Consider the following 14,213-nt stretch of genomic DNA (forward strand, 5'->3'; position numbering starts at 1 on the left):
GTCCCGCTCGTTGGCGTTGAGCCGCCGGAGATATGGATGACCGAAGACGATGAACGCTGGATGCGCCGCGTGATCGAGGTGGCACGATCGAAGGGAACGGCCCTGCGCGCCGAATGCGCCAGCCTCTATTACCCGCCCCACGCCGATCTGCCGCGCGAAGAGCAGGCGAACCTGTGACGGAACCCGAGACGTTGACGCTCGGCCCGAACGGCTGGATGCCCAACAACCCGGCATTGCCGGTGCTGATGTATTACGGCGTCGTCCCCAAGGGCGACCCTGACGCGATCGAGGGCACACTCCGTGGGAATGGCTGGCGCCCGGATTGGCGCGATAGCGTCTATCCGTATCACCATTATCATTCGTCCGCGCATGAGGCGCTCGCCTGTGTCGACGGCTCGGCCGACGTGATGCTGGGCGGGGAAGATGGGCACATGGTGCCCATCGCCGCGGGCGATCTGCTCGTGCTGCCGGCGGGGACCGGGCATTGCCGGATCACCGCCAGCACCGACTTCCTGCTGGTCGGCGCCTATCCTTACGGGCAGGTGTGGGATGTCTGCCGCGAAGCCGCCGATGCGGCGACACTGGCGCGCCTCGTCGCCGTACCGGTTCCCGCCGCCGATCCGATCGGGGGCCAAGACGGCCTTCTTCCTCATCTGTGGAGCGACAAGTCATGATCGACATCAACACGGCATCGGCGGACGAGATCGACGCCGTGCCGCAGCTCAAGGGACATGGGTTCGAGATCGTCCGCTACCGCGAGGAGCGCGGTCGTTTCGAAGCCGTCCGGCAACTCGAAGAAGTGCCGGGCCTCGCCGGTAAGATCGAAGGACTGAATGGGTCCGTGCGCGCGGGCTGATCGCCAATCGTCGGTATCGGTCCAAGTGCGAAGAGCATCATCTCCGCACGCAGAAAGGACAGCCCAAACACGCGTTGCAAATTGTGCCAATGCACTGTAGCAATGATGTGTGCAGGCGGTACCTGCGCGCTAGTGGAATCAAATACTTAGCTCGCAGATGCGACAGGATGGGAATCCTGCCGCCCCAGCCAGTTTCCGCAAACCGTGCCACGACTAGGTATTAGTTCCGATCTGCTGCGTCCTGCGCGGCAGGGTTGTGGGGCAGCCAAGTGCGGCGGGCTCAGCTGGTGGTCTCCCTCTGCCGCAACCGCGCGAGTCAGGTCCACCAACTCATCGGCATCAAGCGAGGGTCCCTCAAGGACGGCCTTGCCTTCAGTCGCACCGATGCGTTTTTCGTGCTCTTTCAGGGGGCGCTGGACGAACTTCTCGTCATCCGGCGGGTTCGGCACGGAGAAGTCGAACTCAAACCTCGTCACCCGAGAGGCCGACAGCAGAATCTCGATGAAGCCCTGCGGGTCGGGGATCGGGTCGACCACAATCTGCATGTTGTACTGCTGCGCAAGTCCGACGGATTCTAGGAGGTACTGAACCTTCGTGGCTATCTCCCGACGGCTCAAGGAGACCCCGGGGCGCACCAGGACCCCTGCGGCTTTGGCTTCCTTGTCATACACGCCCACCGTAAACGGCGTTTGCGCTTGCTCGACCTCCTCGAACTCTCGCCTGCCTTCATTGAACTGCTGGGACTTGACCACTGCCTCCCGCCCGAGAGCGAAGAAAATGCCGTTGTCGCGCATCTCGGTCGTGTTCCCGATGTGTCATCGCCCCTCGAGGCACTTTGGTCGTGGGGCGGGCTAGGAAGCTGTCAGCCACTACAGTGCTCAAGACGCCGGTCGCCCTGAAAGCGTCGATCTGCGGCAACGGCTCTGCTTTACACCGCAATAGGTGAATGAACGACATAGCCCCCCGTTGAAGTTTCTGCGGAGTATGGCTTTGCAGAGGGGGCAGCGGTCAAGCTGGATCGTGCCCATTTCGCTGCAATCGAAAAAGCAGGGCCCATCACGGCCGCTTGTCAGCTCGTTAGACAGCGGCCCGGTTATCGCCGAACCCTGTGGCCGACACCGCAGGGCCTTTCGAGCGCTCACAGTGATTAGCTGCTTCCACGACAAGGCCGATGGTCATCCCAAGGGCCTCGTACTCCGCCTTGATGCGGGTCAGGCCCAGTGGGGCTCGCTCGATCGGAAGGTCCGGCTCAACTCAGCGTTCCGCGATAGGGCAGCCCTTGGTCATCTTTCCGGCGGCACTGGTCAGATCAACGCCCCCTGGACCTAGCGCTCCACTTCGTAGAAAAGTGGACCGCCGCTGCCCAGGCTTACTTCTGACGCGCCTTCCGGGCTGCGTAGCGGGCGTCGCGGGCGGCCTTCAATTCGGCGGGGGTGGGGACATGGACGGGGCGCTTCGCCGCGGCTGCGGCAGCGGCGGCTGCTTCGGCCTCGGCACGGGCGCGCTCGCGCGCTTCTTCCTTAGCCGCCTTCTTCTGCTCGATGGCCGCCTTGTGCGCCGCGCGGCGTTCGGCCTCGGCTGCTTCGCGCGCCTCGTTGGCGGCCTTGCGTGCGGCGACGACTTCTGGATCGAGCGCGGGCTTGTTCTTCAGCTTTTCCAGGGCGCGTGCCTTCGCATCGCGGGATGCCGCGGCGCGTTGGTTGAAATCGGGTACCTGGAATGCTGCCATGCTATTTTCCGCTGGGCGCGCGGCATACCTTGAAAGGCAGGGGCCGAGATGATCCACGGCACAACGGCCCCGCATCTCTGCGAGGCCGTCGGCAAATCTGGTGGACGCACTTGGGCTCGAACCAAGGACCCGCTGATTAAGAGTCAGCTGCTCTACCAACTGAGCTATGCGTCCGTGACCGCTGAAGGGAGGCCGTTGGAGCCGCCCGCGATCGGGAAGCGCGCCGTTAGCACCCCTGAGCCGGGATGCAAACCCTTTTTCACATCCGGCCACGCCAGACCGCATGTTTTTCCACTTCACCAGCGCTGCCGGCGGCGGTTCTCGCGGTCGATCGACATCAGAACGCCCAGGCACAGCAGCACGGTCATCTGCGCGGAACTGCCGAAGCTGACCAGGGGCAGGGGAATGCCGACCACAGGCGCCAGGCCCATCACCATCATCAGGTTTATCGCGACGTAGAAGAAGATCGTCGTAGACAGGCCCGCTGCCGTCAGTCGTGCGAAGCGGCCCTGCGCCGCCTGGGCGACCTCCAGCCCCCAGCGCACCACCAGAATGTACGCCAGGATCAGCAGGCACCCACCGAGCATCCCCCATTCCTCCGCCATGGTGGCGAAGACGAAGTCGGTATGACCCTCGGGCAGATAGTCCAGGTGGCTCTGCGTGCCCTGGAGGAAACCTTTCCCCCAAATGCCGCCGGAGCCGATTGCGATCTTCGACTGGCTGATATGGTAACCGGTGCCGAGAGGATCGCTTTCCGGGTCCATAAAGATCAGGATGCGGTTGCGCTGATAGTCGTGCAGGACGAATTGGAAGGCGAGGGGGATGACCAGCGCGGCGGCAAGCGCGCCGCCGATGAACAGCCGCAGCGGAATGCCCGCCAGGAACATGACTGTGGCACCGCCGGCGCAGATCATCAGCGCGGTCCCCAGATCCGGTTGCAGCATCACCAACGCCGCCGGCACCCCTATCAGCGCCGCCGCCGGCCAGATGGCCGCGAACCGACGCGTCTCCCCGAACGGCAACAGGTCGTAGAATCGGGCGCAGGCCAGAACAATGCCAGGCTTCATGAATTCGGATGGTTGCAGACGGATGATGCCCAGGTCGAGCCAGCGCTGCGATCCGCCAGATACCTTGCCCAGCAGTTCCACCGCGAGCAGTGACAGGACGAGCACTGCGTAGGCAGGCAACGCTGCGGTCTTCCACAGCCGTTCGGGAATGCGAGACAGCATCAGCGAGCCGGCCAGTAGGGAGAAGAACAGCATGCCCTGCTTCAGCGCCCATGGCTTCAGGCTGCCGCCTGCCGCGGAATACAACACCACCTGACCGAAGCAGCCGATCGCCACCACCAGCACGATCATGCGCCACGGCAGCGTCGCCAGCGGCTCGGGAACGATGCGGGGACGGCTCATTGCTGAGCGCCCTCTGTGGTGCCGTCCTCTGCGACCGTCGTGCCGGAGGGGCCTACCCCGACCAGGTCGGCCGCCTGGGAGTTCGCCTGATCGGTAGCGGCCTCAACGGCGGGCGCGTCGCTTGGCACCACGGCGTCCGTCTTGGTCGCGACGGCGGCGGGCGGCGGATTCTTGGAGGCGCGATAGGCGTTCGCCTGCGCCGCCATGCGCGTCGCGATGTCGCCGCCCCAGCTAGGCTCCACATCGGCCAGCGAGGTCATCGCGCGTTCCCGGTCGAACAGGTACGTCATGATGTCGCGTCCGATCATCGGCGTGTCGAGATTGCGCACGGTATGCCCGTTATGCTCCAGCACCACCGCCGCGGCGTAGCGAGGATTGTCGGCGGGCGCGTAGCAGATGAACAGCGCGTGGTCGCGCAGCTTGAATGGCAGCGACCCATTCTTCAGCACACCCGACCGCCGTTCGGCCATGGAGATGCGCCGCACCTGTGCGGTTCCGGTCTTCGCAGCCAAAGCGACGCCGGGTACGTACATCCGTGCCACGCCTCCTGTACCGCCGCCATTGACGACGCCCCACATGCCAGCCCGGACAGTGGCCAAGTGATCCGGACTGATCGGAAGGGCAGGTGCGCTGGGTCGATCTGAGCGTGCCAACAGGCTCGGTATGACGGCGCGTCCCGAGCCGATACGCGCTGCCATGACGGCCAGTTGCAACGGGTTCGCCAGAACGTCGCCTTGCCCAATGGAAGCGTTCAGGCCATCGGCAACCGTCCATTTCCGCTTATATTTGCGCAGCTTCCACGCGGAGTCTGGCACCGTGCCGTAACGTTGCGACGCGAGTGGCAGGTCGAACTTCTGCCCCAGTCCCATCATTCGCGCGATAGGGGCGATCGCATCATATCCGACTCGCCGGATCATCTCGTAGAAATAGATGTCGCAGCTCTGCATGATAGCGCCGCGGAGGTCGAGCGGCCCGTGCCCGCCCCGCTTGTGGCAGTGGAACACGCCGGTTCCGACCCGCAGCGCGCCCGAGCAGTTGACCCGATCCAGCGGGCTGACCCCGGCATGCATCAACGCCAGGCCGTTCATCGGCTTCACGGTCGACCCCGGCGGATACAGGCCCTGGGTCACCTTGTTCATCAAGGGAACATGGTCGTCCTCGGACAGCATGTTCCATTCGAGATGGCTGATCCCGGCGGAAAAGCTGTTGGGATCGTACGCCGGGACGGACACCATCGCCAGGATTTCACCCGTCAGGCAGTCCATTACAACCGCAGAGCCGGAGTTGGTACCCAACCGCCGCGCCGCGTAGTCCTGCAAGCCGGCATCGATCGTCAGCCGCTGGTTATGACCAGGGACGTCCGGGCGGGTCGCCAGTTCCGCCACCAGCTTACCATGCGCGGTGACCTCGACGCGCTTCTCGCCGGGCGAACCACGCAGCCGGTCCTCCAGCATCTTTTCCAGGCCGTCCTTGCCCAGCTTGAAACCGGGCGTGACCAGCAGGCGGTTGTGGGTCGCCTTGTACTGCTCCGCCGTGGGGGCGCCGACATAACCGGTCAGGTGCGCGACCGCGGCCCCACCCGGATAGTTGCGCGCGAAGCTGCGGCTGGGCGCGACGCCGGGCAGCTCCGGCAACCGGACGCTGACCGCGGCGAAGCGTTCCCAATCCAGATTCTCGGCGACCGGAACCGGCTGGAACCCGGCGGCACGGTCCAGATCGATGCGGACGCGGTCCATGTCCTCAGGCGTCAGCCGCAGCAGCTGGCCCAGAGTGGCCAGGATACGCGCACGTTCCTCCGGGCCGCGCTCCAGCCGATCGGGGATGATGTCGACGCGAAAGCTGGTGCGGTTGTTGGCGATCGGCACGCCGTTGCGGTCGACGATCCAGCCGCGGCGGGGCGGCACCAGCGTCATGTTGACCCGGTTCGACTCGGACAGCGCGCTGAAATGCGCGTTCTCCGCCACCGCCAGCCAGCCCATGCGGCCCGCGAGCATCAGGCCGACGCCGCCCTGCGCCACGCCGAGCAACCATGCCCGGCGCGAGAAGCTGTAGGCCTGGCTCGCCTCCGTCACCACGCGGGCCTGGCGCCGCCTCATGCCCTATGCCCCCGCTTGCGGTCGATCCACGCCACGACGCGGGCGGTGGCCGGCAGCAGCAGCACCGAGGCCGCGATCTGGAGCAGCAGCGCGCCGTTCAGGCTCGAGTCGAACGGAACGGCGATGAAGCGGCCCGCCAGCAGGCAGAACGTCACCGCGCCCCCGCCGATCAGCCAGTCCTGCCAGAAATCGCGGAACGCCAGGCGTTGTTCGATCAGGTCGATGGCGATGAAGCATGCCGACCAGAGCAGAACCGCGCTGCCCAGCGGCTGGCCGCTGAACAGGTCGTCCGCCAGCCCCAACGGCGCCGCCGCCCAGCGCCGCAGCGCGAAGGGCGCGAGCAGGCGCCAGCTGAGCAGCATCAGCAAGCCGAAGGGGGGCATCAGCGGCACCGTGGCGATCACGGGCCATGCGGTGATCGCCGACCCCGCGATCACCGTCATCCAGGGCAGCGCGCGGGCGCGGCCGGGGGGCAGGGCGCGCGCAAAGGGGCGATAATCGACATGATCGCTCATCTCTTGGCCGGCACCGAAGGCGCGGGGCTGGTCGGTATGGGCAGGAAGATCCGCTGCACCAGCGCGACGTCGAGCGTGTCGGGCGACGCCATCGTGTCCGCGATCACCGTGTCGCTGCCGGGCTGCTCCACACGGGCGACGGGCACGTTGGGCGCATAGATCCCGCCGGTCCCGGTCGTGACGAACAGGTCGCCGGGCTGAAAGCGGGCGTTGGCCACGCTGACCGAGCGCAGGTCGACGCGGCCATCGCCGCGACCCACCGCGATGGCGGGCAGGCCGTCACGCGTGCGGCGGACCGGAACGATGCTGTTCGGATCGCTGATCAGCAGGACGCGCGCGACCCACGGACCCGTCTCAACGACCCGCCCGATCAGGCCCATGGGTCCGCGCACCGGCATGCCGGGCTGCACCCCCTGTAGCCGTCCCGCGTCGATCAACGCGAAGCGCCGGCCGCTCGTGGCGCTGGAACTGACCAGGCGCGCGGCGGCCACGGTTCCGGCTTCCCGATCGCGCAGGGCGAGCAGGGTGCGCAGGCGGCGGTTCTCGTAAGCGATGCTGCGCGCCCGCAGCACCAGCGCCCGGTCGCGGGCGACCACGGCGCGCAGACGCTCGTTCTCGCCGCGCACGAGGAAGTGGGTGCTGATCTCCTGCGGGATCGACCAGACCGCCCGGCCCGCCCCGGCGACCCCGCTCGATATAGGCGCCGTGACGGACGCGGCCGCCATGCGCAACGCCGCGAACATCGGCGGGTCGAAGCGCGACACGACCAGCAGCACAGCACCGATCAACGCACCGGCAACCGCCAGCACGTAGCCGATGAAAACCATGTTCTGCCGCCGCCGGGAAAAGCCGGTGCGGCGGTCACGCGGGGTTGGCATGCGCTAGAACCGCCAGCTGCTAACGATCTGGCGAACGCGAATGCTCCGCCACAGGGGCCACTATGTAAGCGACCGCGCCATTCTTCACCATGCCCGCTCGGTGGGAGAGATAAAACAGCGCGGCCGGCATCTCAGCCGTTCATCAGCACGCCGCGGAACATCGGATCCTCCAGCGCGCGCCCGGTGCCCAGCGCGACGCAGGTCAGCGGGTCCTCGGCCACGGTGACCGGCAGCCCGGTCTCGTCGCGCAGCACCTCGTCCAGTCCCTCCAGCAGCGCGCCGCCGCCGGTCAGAACGATGCCCTGATCGACAATATCGGCGGCCAGTTCGGGCGCGGTGTTTTCCAGCGCGACGCGAACGCCCTCGACGATCGTCGCCACCGGCTCGGACAGCGCCTCGGCGATCTGGCCCTGGTTGATCTGGATTTCCTTCGGCACGCCGTTGACCAGGTCGCGACCCTTGATCTGCAGCACCTTGCCGATGCCGTCGGCCGGCGGACGGGCGATGCCGACATCCTGCTTGATCCGCTCCGCCGTCGCTTCGCCGATCAGCAGGTTGTGGTTGCGGCGGACATAGGAGACGATCGCTTCGTCCATCTTGTCCCCGCCGACGCGGACGGAGGTGGTGTAGGCGAGGCCGCGCAGCGACAGGACGGCGACTTCGGTCGTGCCGCCGCCGATGTCGACGACCATCGATCCGATCGGCTCCGTCACCGGCATGTCGGCACCGATCGCGGCCGCCATCGGCTCCTCAATCAGGAAGACCTGGCTGGCCCCGGCATTCGATGCCGCGTCACGGATCGCGCGGCGTTCCACCTTGGTCGATCCCGACGGCACGCAGATTACGATCTCCGGCCAGCGGGCGAAGCGGCGAGGGCCGTGCACCTTCTGAATGAAGAACTTGATCATCTGTTCGGCCACATCGATGTCGGCAATGACGCCGTCGCGCAGAGGGCGAATCGCCTCGATCGTGCCAGGGGTCTTGCCCATCATCAGCTTGGCGTCGTCGCCGACAGCCTTTACCCGCTTCTGGCCGTTGATCGTCTCGATCGCGACCACGGACGGCTCGTTCAATACGATGCCGCGGCCTCGCACATAGACGACCGTGTTGGCGGTGCCGAGGTCAATCGCCATGTCGTGGGACATGAATTTCAGGAAACGCGGAAAGGCCATGGGGCGGAACGGTCCGTCTTATCTATGCCGCCCAAGCCGGCGGCGTTCGCACAGGTCCGAGTCCCCGCCGCAAGCCTGTTCGAAGCGGATCGCCCTGGGCGTACTCACGGGGTCGCGGGATAGGGCCGATTGGGCTAGGGGCTGACCCATGTCAATACGGCGCCTGCCAGAGCACCTCGTCAATCGCATCGCGGCCGGTGAAGTGGTGGAAAGACCGGCCAGCGCGTTGAAGGAGCTGGTTGAGAACGCGATCGACGCCGGGGCGAGTCGGATCGCCGTGTCGCTGGCAGAGGGCGGCCTGACGCGCGTCGAGGTGGTCGATGACGGGTGCGGCATGACGCCGGCCGACATGGCGCTGGCGCTGGAACGGCACGCGACGTCCAAGCTGCCCGACGAGGCGATCGAAGCGGTCGCAACCCTGGGCTTTCGTGGCGAGGCATTGCCGTCGATCGCTAGCGTCGCCCGTCTGACGATGGAGAGCCGGGTGCGGGGCGCCGATGGATGGCGGCGGGTGGTCGACAACGGCGCCTTACTGGTGGAGGGCCCCGCCGCACTGCCGCCGGGCACGCGGATCGTTGTCGAGGATCTGTTCGCGCGCGTGCCGGCACGGCGCAAGTTCCTGCGGTCGGCGCGCGCGGAATATGCGGCCTGTCTGGATGCGGTGCGCCGGCTCGCCATGGCCCGGCCGGACATCGGCTTTTTGGTCGAGCATGACGGGCGACGCGTCCTCTCGGCCGCGGCGGCGGAGGATCGGCCGGCGAGGGTCGCCGCGCTGACCGACCGGGCGCTGGTGGAGAACGCCGTGGCGGTGGACCTAGAGCGCGAAGGGGCGACTCTGGGCGGGGTCGCGAGCATTCCCACGTTCAACCGCGGCGTGGCCGATCACCAATATCTGTTCGTCAACGGCCGTCCCGTGAAGGACCGGTTGCTGATCGGCGCAATCCGCGGCGCTTATGCGGAGATGCTGCCCCGCGACCGGCACGCGGTGGTGGCCCTGTTCCTCGACCTTCCGGCGAGCGAGGTGGACGTCAATGTGCATCCGGCCAAGACGGAGGTGCGTTTCCGCGAGCCGGCGATGATCCGGGGGATGGTCATATCGGGCCTGCGGCGCGCACTCGACGAGGCGGGGCATCGCAGCGCCCGGCCGGCGGCGTCGGTCATGCAGGAGATGTGGCAGCCCGAGCCCGCTGCCGCGCCCTGGACGGAGGCGGCACCGCTGTCGTTATGGCAGCAGCCGGCTGTGCCTGCGTCGCTGTTCGACCGGGTCGCGGACACGCGAACGCACTTCTCGGCACCGCCACCGATCGCGCGGGCCGAGATCGCGGCCGTACCGCCACCCGCCGCCGTCGACTTTCCAATGGGTGTCGCGCGCGGCCAGGTTGCGAAGACCTATATTGTGGCGGAGGCGCAGGACGGATTGGTGCTGGTCGACCAGCACGCCGCGCACGAACGTCTGGTTCTGGAGCGGATGCGCGCGGCGCTTGCCACCGGCCGGATCGCGGCACAGGCGCTATTGATCCCGGAAGTGGTCGAGTTGGACGAACCTGCCTGTGACAGGCTGGAGGCGCGCGCCGCCGAACTCGCCGATTATGGACTGGACGTGGAACGGTTCGGCCCGCGCGCGATGCTGGTGCGTGCGACGCCGGCGCTGCTCGGCACCGCGAACGTCACCGGGCTGGTCACGGACCTGGCCGATGAGCTGGCCGCCTATGACGAAGCGCTGTCGCTACGCGAGCGACTGGACCACGTCGCTGCCACCATGGCGTGCCACGGGTCGGTGCGCGCGGGGCGTATCCTGTCGGTTGCCGAGATGAACGCCCTGTTGCGCGAGATGGAGGTGACGCCGCATTCGGGCCAGTGCAACCATGGTCGGCCGACCTGGGTGAAGCTGGCGCACCAGGATATTGAGAAGCTGTTCGGGCGGAAGTGAGCCGGTATTTTGAAGCATTCTCGCGGAATGTCCGAGAACATCTCGCGAGGATCTCGCTGAGCCAAGGGATGCCTCCGGCCGTAATGGGGGTGTCGCGATCAAACCTTGTTCATCGCAGCGCAACTTTTCCGAGGAGCGCGCATTGTGGAAGATGAAGGTAAGTATCCGTTTCCGAAAGGCCGGCCATGAAAACCGTGATGCCCATCATCTTCGCCCTTATTCCGCTGACGGCAGCGATCAGCGCCTGCATTGCCTGCCCCTGAAGCATCGGTGTCGATGAACAAAAAGGCCGCCCGGAGATGCTCCGGGCGGCCTTTTCTGTTGGCAGGGAAGCTGCGGGGCCTCAGCCCTGCGCCTCCTCCTCCGGCTGAGCCTCAGCGGTCGCGCCAGGCTCGGCGTTGGGATCGTAATCCTCGGTGAAGCCCGCCTCGTCACGCTCGAACATCTGAGCCATGACGTCGACGCCCTGCGCCTGCATCTCGGCCTCTTCGGGCGAACGGGCGACGTTCACCTTGATGGTCACCGAAACCTCGGGGTGAAGCGCAACGCGGACCTGATACAGGCCGATCGCCTTGATCGGCTTGTCCAGCACCACCTGGCTCTTGGTCACCTTGTGGCCATCGGCCTCCAGCGCGTCGATCAGGTCGCGCACCGCGACCGAGCCGTACAGCTGGCCGGTGTTCGATGCCTGACGGATCAGGGTGACCGACGCGTCCTTGAACGAGCCGGCATCCTTTTCCGCGTCCGAACGGCGGTTGGCGTTCTCCGCCTCGATGCGGGCGCGGTTCGCCTCGAACACCTTGCGGTTGGCTTCGTTGGCGCGCAGCGCCTTCTTGCGCGGCAGGAGGAAGTTACGGGCAAAGCCGTCCTTCACCTTCACCACGTCGCCGATGTGGCCGAGCTTCTCGACCCGCTCCAGCAGAATGACGTCCATGGGTCAGATCCTCACTTCACGACGTAGGGCAGCAGGCCCAGATGACGGGCGCGCTTGATCGCCTGGGCGAGTTCGCGCTGCTTCTTGGCGCTCACCGAAGTGATGCGCGAGGGCACGATCTTGCCCCGCTCGGACACGAAGCCCTGGAGCAACCGGACGTCCTTGTAGTCGATCCGGGGGGCATCCTTGGCCGAGAACGGGCAGGACTTGCGACGGCGGAAAAACGGACGTGCCATTATGCGAGCTCCTCCTCACGGCGGGCGCGCGGCGCACCGTCACCACGACCCTCACGATCGCCACGACCTTCACGATCGCTGCGACGCTCACGGTCGCGCTCCTGCTTGCGCATCATCACGCTCGGGCCCTCTTCGCGCGCATCGACCTTGACGGTCATGTAGCGGACGACGTCCTCGTTGATCTGGGTCTGGCGCTCCAGCTCTGCGACGACCGCTCCGGGGGCGTCGATCTCGAGCATCACGTAATGCGCCTTGCGGTTCTTGGCGATGCGGTACGCCAGGCTGCGCAGGCCCCACGTCTCGGTCTTGGTGACCTTGCCGCCATTGTCTTCGATGATCTTGGTGGCGGTTTCCGCCAGCGTGTCCACCTGCGCCTGTGCCAGATCCTGGCGCGCAAGGAACACATGCTCGTACAGAGCCATGCGTCTTCCTCTTGTGTTGGCCGATCGCTGACATGGCCCCGTGCCATGCCCCTCCGGCTGTCGTCCGCCGCGTCACGCGAAATCGTGCAACGCGACAGGGGCGGAAAGCCGATGCTCTCCGCCCCGTGCGTCGGCCCATAAAGCAACGGGCCGAAAAGGCAAGGTGCGCCGCCGCTTAACGGAACGCGCCGCGACGTACCTCCGCGATCGTGCCGTTCGGGCGAACCAGCACGGCGTCACGTCCCGAACGTGCCCAGTAGAACCCGCGCTGTGGCGCACGCAGGCGATAGGTGCGGTATTCCGTGACGCGGCGATAGTTGGGCGCATAGCGGCGCTCGAATCGCTGACCCGGACGCCAGTCGCGTGCGGTGGTGCGGGTGGTCACCACGGTCCGACCGTCTCCGCGATCCCGCACGACGGTGGTGGTGCGGTGCTGCGGCGCCGCCTCCGCCATCGTTGCGATCAGCGGGCTGATGGTGAGCGTGGCCGCCAGCATGGCCTTTGCGAACGTCTTCATGCGAAACTCCCTTTCTCGACTTGGCGCCGCTGGGGCGTCGACGGGGAAGTTAGGTTCGCCTTGTCGCAGGATCGTGTTGCGATCGCCCCTTTGTGGTCGCGAAATGTCGCAAGATGGCGACAACCGTTCAGCTTTCCTGGGCAGTGGGGAGGGAAGGGCCCAGATCGCGCCGATCAGTGCGGACTGGCGGGACACCGATGCCTTGCGGAAGACGCTGGCCAACTGCTTGCGCGTCGTTTCCCTCAACGATCCGCGCAGAGCGGCATGTTCTTCCAGCGTCCGATCAGCCAGCAGGCTTTCTACCAGAGAGGCCTCGCCGCGCGAAAGCTGGAAGAATCGCTGGGCGGCATCGACTTGCGCCGGAATGGCGCGTGCCGTGTCGCGCAGGTCGAGCAACACGGCGGGAACGCGGACACCACCGGCACTTTTTTGGGCCGGGTTGCAGGTGCAGGCGACATGGCAATTCGAAAGGATCGCGAACCGCGACCGTGGTCGGTACCTGGCGCTTCAGGCACAGACGGAGCGCTGAGTCGACCGCGTCCAACTCATTCACACGCCATACCAGCCGGCGATCGCGTCCCATGCTCACCAGGGTGCCGCCCTTGACCATCCTGCGCGCGGCATCGTTCATGTCGGTCATCCGCAACAGACCGTCGAGTTGCAGGATTGCATGGAAAGCGGCGCTCTGATCGACATGATTCGGTCGCTCGGCCAGGCGGCGCCGTATCGCGTCCGTGCGGATCAGGTGCGGTCCGATGCCGTCGAAAAACGCCTCCTCCTCGGCCCGAACAGCGGCTGGGACGAGTCGCATACGAACGACAGGACGCCGGGCGCGGTGGACAATGCGATGCTGGGATTGTGCGCGAGGTCATCGCCCGTGCGTCGCAGCGCGCCGTTGCTGCCGTTATGGCCGTTCGTGTCGCGTGCGGGTATCACATGATCCAGGCTGATCGCCGCGCCGATCCGCTCGGTCGGAAATGCGCGCGAGGTCCAGGGCGTGATGGCGCGACGATGGTCGCGGTAGAGCCGAGTCAGCTCCGGAACCATCCGATAGTCGGATGCGTGATCTCGCTTCCGTCCGCTTGCCATAGCCATCCGCCATCGCTGCGAACCGGCCGCACAAGCGTGCCGATCAGCGCGTCGAGCGCCTGAGGGTCGCTTGCGGCTTCGCAGATCATCACGATCAGGGTCTCGCGATCATCCGGCATGCGGGTCAGCGATGCGCAGTTCGCCGTGCAGCTCCGGCGGTCGACTGCTCATCGATACCGCCGGACGGAAAAGAAGTAACTTTTGCCGAGGCCCATGGTCCAGTTGCCGATCGCTCCCTCTCTTCCGCCTGATCGCGCATAACCCTCATCTGGCCTTGCGCGAATGCACCGGCCAAGATGAAGCCAAGCATGATCCCTGTCGAGAAGCCAGTGTAGCCGCGATAAAGATCCCGGTCATCCTCTGTTTCCTTGTTACTCCCGCGGGGACAACTTGGTAGAATGATATCAGGTGCAGAATACCGCAAATGGGG

18 protein-coding genes and 1 tRNA gene are annotated in these 14,213 nt (G+C 66.2%); 5 read left to right on the forward strand and 14 right to left on the reverse strand.

Translation table 11 applies throughout. The features are described 5' to 3' along the window. Nucleotides 1-36 precede the first annotated feature (36 nt). The 3 genes from BMX37_RS18655 to BMX37_RS02945 are packed head-to-tail and all read left to right on the forward strand — an operon-like array spanning nucleotide 37 to nucleotide 856. The gene (locus BMX37_RS18655; RefSeq protein WP_170841809.1) at nucleotides 37-177 is read left to right on the forward strand and encodes a hypothetical protein; all 141 of its coding nucleotides are present in this window, start codon (nucleotides 37-39) and stop codon (nucleotides 175-177) included. Continuing rightward, nucleotides 174-674 (forward strand): cupin domain-containing protein, encoded by a 501-nt coding sequence (locus BMX37_RS02940; protein WP_244501352.1) that lies wholly within the window; start codon nucleotides 174-176, stop codon nucleotides 672-674. The genes BMX37_RS18655 and BMX37_RS02940 overlap by 4 nt, the downstream gene beginning before the upstream one ends. Beyond that, the gene (locus BMX37_RS02945) at nucleotides 671-856 is read left to right on the forward strand and encodes a helix-hairpin-helix domain-containing protein (RefSeq protein WP_093663943.1); all 186 of its coding nucleotides are present in this window, start codon (nucleotides 671-673) and stop codon (nucleotides 854-856) included. Before BMX37_RS02940 ends, BMX37_RS02945 begins: the two co-directional genes overlap by 4 nt. Before the next feature lie 146 nt (nucleotides 857-1,002). Here the strand turns inward: BMX37_RS02945 and BMX37_RS02950 are convergent, their stop codons facing one another. The 8 genes from BMX37_RS02950 to BMX37_RS02985 form a co-directional block, all read right to left on the reverse strand. Next, the gene (locus tag BMX37_RS02950; protein WP_093663944.1) at nucleotides 1,003-1,650 is read right to left on the reverse strand and encodes a hypothetical protein; all 648 of its coding nucleotides are present in this window, start codon (nucleotides 1,648-1,650) and stop codon (nucleotides 1,003-1,005) included. Between the two features lie 575 nt (nucleotides 1,651-2,225). Then, nucleotides 2,226-2,585, reverse strand: coding sequence for a DUF6481 family protein (locus BMX37_RS02955; protein WP_093663945.1), 360 nt, complete (start codon nucleotides 2,583-2,585; stop codon nucleotides 2,226-2,228). A gap of 98 nt (nucleotides 2,586-2,683) precedes the next feature. Next, a tRNA-Lys gene (locus BMX37_RS02960) sits at nucleotides 2,684-2,759 on the reverse strand. A gap of 122 nt (nucleotides 2,760-2,881) precedes the next feature. Next, a complete protein-coding gene (gene rodA, locus BMX37_RS02965) occupies nucleotides 2,882-3,994 on the reverse strand; it encodes a rod shape-determining protein RodA (RefSeq protein WP_093663946.1) in 1,113 nt (370 codons plus the stop codon). Continuing rightward, nucleotides 3,991-6,090 (reverse strand): penicillin-binding protein 2, encoded by a 2,100-nt coding sequence (gene mrdA, locus BMX37_RS02970; RefSeq protein WP_093663947.1) that lies wholly within the window; start codon nucleotides 6,088-6,090, stop codon nucleotides 3,991-3,993. The genes rodA and mrdA overlap by 4 nt, the downstream gene beginning before the upstream one ends. Next, complete coding sequence (gene mreD / locus BMX37_RS02975; RefSeq protein ID WP_093663948.1) at nucleotides 6,087-6,605, reverse strand: rod shape-determining protein MreD; 519 nt, start codon at nucleotides 6,603-6,605, stop codon at nucleotides 6,087-6,089. The genes mrdA and mreD overlap by 4 nt, the downstream gene beginning before the upstream one ends. Then, nucleotides 6,602-7,483, reverse strand: a complete 882-nt coding sequence (locus tag BMX37_RS02980; protein WP_093663949.1) for a rod shape-determining protein MreC — start codon at nucleotides 7,481-7,483, stop codon at nucleotides 6,602-6,604. Before BMX37_RS02980 ends, mreD begins: the two co-directional genes overlap by 4 nt. Nucleotides 7,484-7,614: 131 nt before the next feature. Continuing rightward, nucleotides 7,615-8,655 (reverse strand): rod shape-determining protein, encoded by a 1,041-nt coding sequence (locus BMX37_RS02985; RefSeq protein ID WP_093663950.1) that lies wholly within the window; start codon nucleotides 8,653-8,655, stop codon nucleotides 7,615-7,617. Between the two features lie 148 nt (nucleotides 8,656-8,803). On the opposite strand from BMX37_RS02985, the gene mutL reads away from it, so the two are divergent. Then, nucleotides 8,804-10,585, forward strand: a complete 1,782-nt coding sequence (gene mutL, locus BMX37_RS02990; protein WP_093663951.1) for a DNA mismatch repair endonuclease MutL — start codon at nucleotides 8,804-8,806, stop codon at nucleotides 10,583-10,585. A gap of 109 nt (nucleotides 10,586-10,694) precedes the next feature. Here mutL and BMX37_RS18660 read toward each other — a convergent pair whose 3' ends face one another. The 5 genes from BMX37_RS18660 to BMX37_RS03010 all read right to left on the reverse strand — a co-directional run bounded on the left by BMX37_RS18660 (nucleotide 10,695) and on the right by BMX37_RS03010 (nucleotide 12,694). Then, nucleotides 10,695-10,835, reverse strand: coding sequence for a hypothetical protein (locus BMX37_RS18660; protein ID WP_170841810.1), 141 nt, complete (start codon nucleotides 10,833-10,835; stop codon nucleotides 10,695-10,697). Nucleotides 10,836-10,928: 93 nt separating this feature from the next. Further along, the gene (rplI, locus tag BMX37_RS02995; RefSeq protein ID WP_093663952.1) at nucleotides 10,929-11,519 is read right to left on the reverse strand and encodes a 50S ribosomal protein L9; all 591 of its coding nucleotides are present in this window, start codon (nucleotides 11,517-11,519) and stop codon (nucleotides 10,929-10,931) included. Between the two features lie 11 nt (nucleotides 11,520-11,530). After that, nucleotides 11,531-11,755 carry a 30S ribosomal protein S18 gene (gene rpsR / locus BMX37_RS03000; RefSeq protein WP_007403456.1) on the reverse strand — a complete coding sequence of 75 codons (225 nt, stop codon included), beginning with the start codon at nucleotides 11,753-11,755 and terminating at the stop codon, nucleotides 11,531-11,533. Further along, complete coding sequence (rpsF, locus tag BMX37_RS03005) at nucleotides 11,755-12,177, reverse strand: 30S ribosomal protein S6 (protein ID WP_093663953.1); 423 nt, start codon at nucleotides 12,175-12,177, stop codon at nucleotides 11,755-11,757. The genes rpsR and rpsF overlap by 1 nt, the downstream gene beginning before the upstream one ends. A gap of 175 nt (nucleotides 12,178-12,352) precedes the next feature. After that, a complete protein-coding gene (locus BMX37_RS03010) occupies nucleotides 12,353-12,694 on the reverse strand; it encodes an RcnB family protein (RefSeq protein ID WP_093663954.1) in 342 nt (113 codons plus the stop codon). Between the two features lie 670 nt (nucleotides 12,695-13,364). Here BMX37_RS03010 and BMX37_RS18425 point away from each other — a divergent pair. Next, nucleotides 13,365-13,634, forward strand: a complete 270-nt coding sequence (locus tag BMX37_RS18425; protein WP_139197978.1) for a hypothetical protein — start codon at nucleotides 13,365-13,367, stop codon at nucleotides 13,632-13,634. A 91-nt stretch (nucleotides 13,635-13,725) separates the two neighbouring features. Here BMX37_RS18425 and BMX37_RS18665 read toward each other — a convergent pair whose 3' ends face one another. Beyond that, nucleotides 13,726-13,902, reverse strand: a complete 177-nt coding sequence (locus BMX37_RS18665; RefSeq protein WP_170841811.1) for a hypothetical protein — start codon at nucleotides 13,900-13,902, stop codon at nucleotides 13,726-13,728. Nucleotides 13,903-14,213: the final 311 nt, after the last annotated feature.

This window comes from Sphingomonas gellani (assembly GCF_900110035.1).
GTDB classification, from domain to species: Bacteria; Pseudomonadota; Alphaproteobacteria; order Sphingomonadales; family Sphingomonadaceae; genus Sphingomonas; species Sphingomonas gellani.